The organism is Microbulbifer epialgicus (assembly GCF_041447265.1).
GTDB classification, from domain to species: Bacteria; Pseudomonadota; Gammaproteobacteria; order Pseudomonadales; family Cellvibrionaceae; genus Microbulbifer; species Microbulbifer epialgicus.
The window spans coordinates 1-8,549 of the sequence record NZ_JBGMEK010000118.1 but is presented as its reverse complement, the minus strand read 5'-3'; the positions used below and the strand labels follow the sequence as shown (position 1 = coordinate 8,549).

General features: G+C 42.0%; 5 protein-coding genes. 1 reads left to right on the top strand and 4 read right to left on the bottom strand.

Annotation, left to right across the window (positions count from 1 at the left end; translation table 11 throughout):
- Nucleotides 1-273 precede the first annotated feature (273 nt).
- On the bottom strand, nt 274-1,467 hold the full coding sequence (locus ACCI49_RS22490) for a hypothetical protein (RefSeq protein WP_371841476.1): 1,194 nt from the start codon (nt 1,465-1,467) through the stop codon (nt 274-276).
- A gap of 1,098 nt (nt 1,468-2,565) precedes the next feature.
- Between ACCI49_RS22490 and ACCI49_RS22485 the strand changes: the two genes are divergently transcribed.
- Nucleotides 2,566-3,150, top strand: coding sequence for a hypothetical protein (locus ACCI49_RS22485; RefSeq protein WP_371841475.1), 585 nt, complete (start codon nt 2,566-2,568; stop codon nt 3,148-3,150).
- Between the two features lie 670 nt (nt 3,151-3,820).
- Here ACCI49_RS22485 and ACCI49_RS22480 read toward each other — a convergent pair.
- The 3 genes from ACCI49_RS22480 to ACCI49_RS22470 form a co-directional block, all read right to left on the bottom strand.
- Nucleotides 3,821-5,011 carry a hypothetical protein gene (locus tag ACCI49_RS22480; RefSeq protein WP_371841474.1) on the bottom strand — a complete coding sequence of 397 codons (1,191 nt, stop codon included), beginning with the start codon at nt 5,009-5,011 and terminating at the stop codon, nt 3,821-3,823.
- Nucleotides 5,012-6,069: 1,058 nt separating this feature from the next.
- Nucleotides 6,070-6,594: a hypothetical protein gene (locus ACCI49_RS22475; RefSeq protein WP_371841473.1), complete on the bottom strand. Its 525-nt coding sequence runs from the start codon at nt 6,592-6,594 to the stop codon at nt 6,070-6,072.
- Between the two features lie 186 nt (nt 6,595-6,780).
- Nucleotides 6,781-8,016: a polymorphic toxin type 44 domain-containing protein gene (locus ACCI49_RS22470; RefSeq protein WP_371841472.1), complete on the bottom strand. Its 1,236-nt coding sequence runs from the start codon at nt 8,014-8,016 to the stop codon at nt 6,781-6,783.
- Between the last annotated feature and the right edge of the window lie 533 nt (nt 8,017-8,549).

Sequence of the window (8,549 nt, the reverse complement as noted above, 5' to 3'; positions counted from 1 at the left end):
AAATCCGTTCCGGCTAATAATACGGATATTTTACTTACGTTTTGGAAGGTGGATTTAGTCCGAATCGCCCCGTAAACCCTCATTACACCGTGCTGGAGGTAAGTGTTTAGTTTTTTTCAGGGCCGACTAATTAAAAACACCTCTAAAAATTGCATTTCCATTAATTTTATCGCTCTGCAGCCCTCATTATGTGTTCTTTCCTTATGCACCTATCCCCAACTCCCGCCAAACTAACTCTGTACTCATACCGCACTAATGAAAGATAAGGCTATTTTACTGGGAAATAGATCCATAATTACCTATTCCAGACTGTAGCGCTATGGCAAAGTTGTTTGATGCAGACTGCGATAGTTCATGGTTGTTAGCAACGCCCTGCTGGGAAATATGCGCTCTATTTAGATTGCCGCTTTGTTCGGCGGATACCGTATTGAGTGCGCCCAATTGAAGGATATCTACAGATAGGTTGTCCCCATCCTGCAGTATGCCAGTGTTGTTCTCAGTGCCGATTTGTATAATAGCAAAATCATTAGAGAATCCGATTTGTTGGGCGCTAAGCATATTTAAAAGCCCGGTCTGAGAAATTTTGGCTGTTGAATATGATGTACCTGACTGGAATACAATCGAAGAGTTTTCGGAGCCCGATTGAATGATGGTTCCGATATTATTTGAGCCATTAAATTGAAGTATATTGCTAAAATTATTATCTCCCTGCTGTATTATGAATATCCTTCCATAGGGATCGTCCTGTTGAGCTGTGATGCTATGATTTAAGGTTCCGTGCTGCACAACTTGTATACTGCTGTGAGAAGATTCAACTTGAAAGTTTGACGCCATATTTGAACTGCCAAACTGTGTAACAAGCATATTGCTATAAGAGTTTCTAATTTGGTTGGTAGCTGAGTTATTTGAAAATCCTTGTTGAAATATTATTGCCTGATCGTAAGTTGAGTCCAACTGTAAAAAATTCACTATATTTGTTCGACCTGCCTGATGTAATAATCCTCTGCTTCCTGTAGAGTTTTGTTGTATGGATGCGGAACCGTTTTGGGTACCGCTCTGTATAATTTCCATGTGAACAGCAGTGCTATTGTCTTGTGATAGGGGAAGTGCGTTATTTTCGATACCTATTTGAAGGTGTTTGATGCTGCTGTCTGAAGTCCCATTAACTTGCGTTGCTTCAGAACTATTGTTTATACCCGCCTGAAGCTGATTGATTGCATTATTAGCTGAAGAGGGGCCAGATTGATCAGCCATGCCGAGGTTTTCAACACCGAACTGAGTGAGCGTTACAGAATTACTCTCTGCGTAGGATTGCCCGCTGAGAAAGATGAGGAAAAACACAATTGTTGTTAAGTAAAATATTGCGAATATTGTTGGGGTTTCCCGTTTAAATCCCTGGCTATTAGCTGCGCGCGTGGAATCTTTAATGGAATATGCGGATAATGCAAATGATTCTATATTTATCAAGGAAATCACTAAGGTGGATAAGCTGGATTTGAGCTTCTGCTCAGGCTTTATAGGAAATTCTTCTCAATAATACTTTTGCATGGTGAATATCATGCTTGCGACAAGTGAGATCCTTTGTGATATTTTGACTCAATAAGCCAGTATTTCCATAAGATTTAAGTCACAAATATATGGGAGTAAAGTATCAACTGATCACTTGATAGTTGATTGGTGAGTCAACAGATTACAGACACAACCTCGTGTAATTGTCCTTTTCGAAACTCCTCAGGTACGACCTCAAGCAATAATGAGAAGTCTTATACGGTTTTTCTGCCTACCCACTGCTCCGTCTGGCGGCCTCGAAGTTGAAGCCAAAGAGGGGCGTGGCTATGATTGCATGAGATGCTGCTTCAGTTCTCCCTGACCTCGGTGACCTTCACTGATACCAAGCGCTGCACGGTCGATACCGGCCTATGCCTGACGTCTTGCACCCGTCAATATTTCATCTTGGCGTCTGACCTAAATATTGAGTACTTCGTGTCTTTGTCTTGGACACATGAGTGCGGTAGCGCCAATTATTCGGGAAAAGGTTACGTAATATTGTATGACCTCTTATCACCCGCACTCACCGGCATTGTTACGTCGGGAATATCAAAAGAACAATGTCGGAAATGCTGGCGATTAAATACTGGCCTGTATCAAAGTAAAAAGAACAAATACTAAAAAGAGAGAAGGAAAGAACACACTGCACTCGGGACCGTATGAGGCATGGATGCCGATTAGGAGTTTACAGGGATGTATACACGGCGCGTCTCAAGTGCAGTGTATTCTTTCCTTCTGATCCAGCAGTAAAATCGACTATAGCTCGTGCATGGAAAATGATATTGATTGTGTGATGTCCTTAAAGGATAGCTAGGTTTAGAGTGTAGCGCGTTATTAGTTGAAGAAATGTGATAAAAGTTTGCAATTGAGTCTGGTATAGATCAGATAAACGATTTATATTTTTTCTATATGTTTCAGGCGGTAGCTAAAAAGGGTGGCCAAGAAAAGCTTTCTACAAGTGCCCTTTGCGACAAAGAATAATTGAAATTTTTCCAAAATAAAAATAAGGAAATCATTATGCCTTACGTACCACCTCATCGACGAAATCAAGAGCAGCAGCAACAAAAGGAAATAATTCAGCAGAAAGTTCGGCAGTTGAACAATGGGAAAATGGTCATGGTTGGGTTGGATCAATGGGTTTGCATCCGCCAAAACGGATTCACCAAACTCTGCACTAGCGGAATAGTCGGTTGTGTCGCATTAGTGTTAACGAGCCCGAACTATATTGGTGTGGCCCATGTTTACGATGGTTTCGAAGATGACTGGTCAAATTACAAGAATCAACTGAATCTCCCCTTCGGAGTTATGGGCGGGGTTACTCAGGCTACTATAGCTGTTTCTCGTAAATTCGGTAAGAACATACTCCGTGCAAACTTAATTAAAAACTGGCTAATCAGTCGATCTGTTTATGATATCGAGACGTGGGAATGTAGCGGTTTTTATATATGTAAGAATATAGAGGGCAACTGGGGCATGTTCAAAAAAAGTATTCATAACACCGATAAATTTAGACATTCAGATAACCTGGTCGCCTCTAGGTCTGGGCCTTATATCTATCGCTGGGGTAAGCTTTCGCAGCACGCTGCAGATTCTGGCTCCTAGTGTAAATCCGATTTTGATCTGTATCAATTATGCACCTATTCGCAAATGCCAACTTATAGTAGTGCCGTGTTGCTAATGGGGGATCAGTGGAAAGAAAATACCTCGTGCCGAGGCGCGAGGTTTTGTATCTTATCCGATGTGTTTTTTATCCTGCCCTCAGTAGCTTCAGTTTGTTTTTTCGATTTACTTATCATTTCTTCTCTTGGAGGCCCGTGAACAGGGTTTTGAAGAGTATTCGGTTGATGTGGCCTGGCGGAATTTTATTTAATTTTTCCGGCCTCATTAAATCTTCAGGGTTTTCTATGTCTTGCAGTAGTTGCTGTACCGGTATGTGTATCAAGGGTTTGTACTGCAATATTACATTGCAAGATGCAGCTGTACTCACTCGAACCTGTTTCTCCCTTCCGTCTTCTATAGGATCCCTAAAAGTAGAAGAGGAGGGGCCATGCGCCTGATTCTACTTATCATTTGGGTCGGCCGCTGATAATTACGGTAGTGAGTTATTGCTGGGGCAGAAGGAAAGAATACAATGCAGCCGAAACGCGCTGTGAATAGATCCCTGTAAGGACGTAATCGGCATCCATGCCTCATAGGGTCGCGAGCGTAGTGTATTCTTTCCTTCCTCCTTTTTAGTAAGAGTCGTCAGGTTTTAATGAAATAAGAGGCTATCTTACTGAGAAATAGATCCATGATTTCCTATTCCAGCCTGTAGCGCTAAAGCAAAGTTGTTTGATGCCGATTGCGATAGTTCATGGTTGTTAGTAACGCCTAGCTGAGAAATAAGTGCTCTATTTAGATTGCCGGTTTGTTCGGCAGTTACTGTATTAAGTGTGCCCAATTGAAGGATATCCGCGGCCAGGTAGTCCCCATCCTGCAGTATGTCGCTGTTGTTCTCAGTACCGATTTGTATAGTGGAAAAGTCATTAAAGAAGCCGATTTGGCGGGCGGTAAGACTATTTAAAACCCCAGTTTGAAACACATTAGCTTTACCAAATGACGTGATTGACTGAAATAAAATTAATGAGTTTTCGGAGCCCAATTGAATGGTGTTTGCGATATTATTTGAGCCCACAGATTGAGCGATATCACTGGAGTTGTTATCTCCCTGCTGGGTAGTGGTTATAACCTCAAGTGAATCAATTCCCTGAGTCGCGCTGCTAGCATTTCCAGTTCCATGTTGTAGTACGTATATATTGCTGTTTGTTGATTCAATTACAATATTACGGGATACATTTGCATTGCCAAATTGGCTGGTAAATATATTATTATTGGATCCGAGAAATTGGAAGCCACTTGCATCGTTTGAGTAACCCTGCTGAAATATAGTTATTTTATCGTAAATCGAACTGCCCTGACCTAAATTGATCACGTTCGCTTGACCAATCTGATTTAATGACCCGGTGCTTCCAGTGGAGTCTAATTGGGTACTTGCAATTATATTACCGTCACCAATTTGTATGATGTCCACATGAATAGCAGTACTATTGTCTTGTGATAGTAACAATGAGGTATTTCCATTACCAATTTGAATATGTTTGATGCTGCTGTCTGTGGTCCCATTTTCTTGTATTGCTTCAGATGTATTGTTTGCGCCCGTCTGGAATTGGTTTATTAAGTTATTTCTTGTGGAGGGATCAGATTGGTCAGCTATGCCGAGGTTTCCAGTGCCGAATTGAGTGAGGATTACCGAATTACTCTCTGCGTAGGATTGCCCGCTGAGAAAGATAAGAAAAAACACAAATATCGTTAAGTAAGGCATTAGGAATATTGTTGGGTTTTTCCGCTTAAATCCCTGGCGATTGGCTGTGTGCTTGGGGTTTTTAATGGAATAGGCGGATAACGCAAATGAGTCTATATTCATCGAGGAAACCACTATGGTAGATGAGCAAGATTAGAGCTTGTGCTCAGGCTGTATAGGAAATTCTTCTCAATACTACTTTCACATGGTGAATATCATGCTTACAACAAGTGAGATCCTGTATGATATTTTGACTCACTAAGCCAGTATTTCCATAAGATTTAAGTCCTAAATTTATGGGAGTAAAGCATCAAATAATCACTTACTGGTTGCTCGGTAAGTTAATAGTTTATAGTCGCAACCCTGTGCGATTGTCCTTTCGAAACACCTTATGTACGTTTCCCAGAAATAATAAGCGGTCATAATGCGTTTAATCCGACCTATCATCCTGCAGGCCGATTTGCCCGGCTGGCTTGATATTAAGGCCAATGAGGAGCGTGTCTATGATAGATACGAATGGCACCTGAAGTATTCGGTGCTGCATGGTCGATACTGGCCTGTGGTTGGACCCAAACACCAGTCAATTCATCAGCCTGGGTTTTGAGCATATAGTGTCGCTATTTCATAAGCCCATAAGCGAGATGGTGTCAACTAGCGGATAGTTTTAAGGAGATAGTTTGTTGAAGACCCTGAGAATCTTTTGTTAGTGGATGATGATTGAAATCAGCATGGGATGACACTCGTCCGGATGAGTGGGCGCCACACTATAAGCCTGTCCAGGCCATCTACTACTGGGTCAGAAGGAAAGAATACACTGCGCTCGGGACTCGCTGTAAATACATCCCTGTAAGCTCGTAATCGGCAGCCATGCCTTATACGGTCCCGAACGTAGTGTATTCTTTCCTTCCCCCTTTTTAGTATGTGCAGTGCTTTTTGGCAATTGTGTAGAAGTATGGGCTGAAGCTCTCACCGGAAGGGTATACGCGGATACTGGCCCTTCGGCAACCTATTGTGCTTGCCCGCCGGGCGCCATTGTGAAACTGCCCCCTTTAAACAGTAACGGTTTCACCTGAGGCTTTTCTGAACCAACCAGCTAAACACAGAGAGATCGTCCTTAGTTCTGAAGGTCAGGTAGGCTGCGACGATGATGAAATCCTTTCTTTCATTTGAGGGGATTGGTATCACTCATGGGGCGAATTCCCCTTGAGGCGGTTAACCTCGATTTGATCTGATTCTACCTTTCCAGAGTAATATTCTAATTCTATTACTAAGTGATTCCCATTTAAGGATTTGATTTTTTGATTTTGTACATTCTCGTATGTTTTTATTACGGTCTTTTTTGCAAGAATTAATGCGACTCTGTCTAGCTTAATAAGATTAGATATGGTAGAGGAGGTGAAAGCTCCGCCATCGAACCTGTCAAAAGCATAGTAGGTGCTTTGGTCTATTTTATATGATGGTTTTTTCTCTACCGCAAAATAATAAAGCGTAGAAATTGCCAAAAATACCACGCTATATTTTATCCTTTCACTTAAGGATCTTTTCCATAGATTCAAGAGTATAAAGTAGAGTGCATAAATTATTGAAAAGAATATGAGTGTATTAAGTAAAGATGGAGAATATTTCCAGAAAAAATCATATCCAGTCAATGGGTTGGCAATCAGAAATACGAAGTAAATAATTGCAATCAAGATTATCTTTATCATAGCACCATCCACTTATACTAAAAAGGGGAAGGAAAGAATACACTGCGCTCGGGATCGTATGAGGCATGGATGCCGATTACGAGCTTACAAGGATGCTTCACAGCGCGTCTCGATTGCAGTGTATTCTTTCCTTCTGACCCAATAGTAAGTAAGGTCCGCCTAAGATAGGCAGACCTCAAAGAACCTTTACAGCGATTCTACAATGATCACAGTTCTTGTGCAGCTACCCCAGCAGCCACCGGAACCGAAAAACATACCGCCTCCGCTCCAGCCTCCGCCGTAACCTAGGCCACCAATACCATAGCCAGGGGCGGCTACAGTTGGCGAGTTGACAGTTTTGCTAGGGTTGCAAGAGTCAGAATTGCTATCGGCATTGGCATCATTTTCATAGATGTCTTTGCTATAGCTATGCCCGCCTTTAATTGGTGCTGCATCATCATGATTGTCGCCTTCGCCAGTTGCGAGCGCATGAGCGATATTTTCGGCTAATTTTCCAACATCATTAGCATCGGGGTGGTTTGAATTATTATAGTTTTGCCACTGTTGTACTACTGCCCCGGCGGTAAGCGCTTCCTGTTCAGAAAAACCCATTTGATGAGCGGCAGCGCCATAAAACCAGTTCCCAAACTCTTGGTCAGCATTGTAGTTTGGGTTATTTTTAAGGTCATATGTCCGATTAGGTGCAAACATACTTGCCATGACCGCTGCGCTTAACGTGACTTTCCCTCCGGGAAGCTTGCTCGCCGCAATACCTGCTTTCTTGAATTGCTTCAAGTGCTTATTTATATCAAAATTCGATGGGGGATTTGGGGCCTTCTGGCTCGCTGTGCATGCTTGTGCAGAGCTTGCAGCTGCCATAAAAAATACCGGCTCTCTACACATGACGGAATTGCAGCCACCTGGATCAATAGGGGGAATTGTGGTTCCACCACCAGAGCTACCACCAGAGCTGCCTCCGGAGCTAGTTTGTGAATCAACGTCGTAAATTTTTACAATAACCTGTGCTCTTCCATTAACCATTAGATATGTAATGTCAACATCTTTGTTAGACGTTAACTTTACAGTTGGAGCAATTTCGACAACGAGAGATTTGTTATATGTATTTAGCGATAGTGCGTTAACAGTATCAGTGCCGGAGATTGAATTTACGACAAGGCTCTTAGTATTGGAAGTTCCAATCTCATAGACAGATAATTTATTTTTTGTGTCATCAAAAGCGAAGGACACAATATCAACTGGCGTTGATGAAGGGATTTTATCTAAAGAAAAGCAGTTCTGATAAGAGTTGGATTTATTTAATTCAACTTGGACCAAGTCATTTTTCTCAATAACTACGCAGTCCATATTGTCTGAGGCGAAAGCTTTACTGCCAGCTAAGCCCCCAATCAATAATAATCCAGAAATAAATCTTGACAAATACATCAATCGTTTACCTATTTAAAGTTATCATTATTAACCAATAAAAATTGGCAACCGAAGATTATCAAAGTGACTATGGAGGCACAACTGTCAAAAGTGACCATTTTCATATGCATAATTTTCGTGGGTATCTATTGTTATGCGTCTGAAACCACATGCTTTGTGTGGATTTATTTAATAGACAGCGCTAAGGGCAGCTCTCTACACAAGCTATTTGCCGCCCCTTTGAAAGAATTGTTTCCAATGTCTGCTTATGGCGGCACGAATATGGTGACCTTGGATATTCTGGAAAGAGGGAGCTGCTACTGGGTCAGAAGGAAAGAATACACTGCACTCGATACTCGCTGTGAATACATCCCTGTAGGCCCATAATCGGCATCCATGCCTCATACGGTCCTGCGCGCAGTGTATTCTTTCCTTTTAGTACTATTGGTTTAGAAGGAAAGAATACACTGCACTCGAGACGCGCTGTAAATACATCCCTGTAAGCTCGTAATCGGCATCCATGCCTCATACGGTCCCGAGCGCAGTGTATT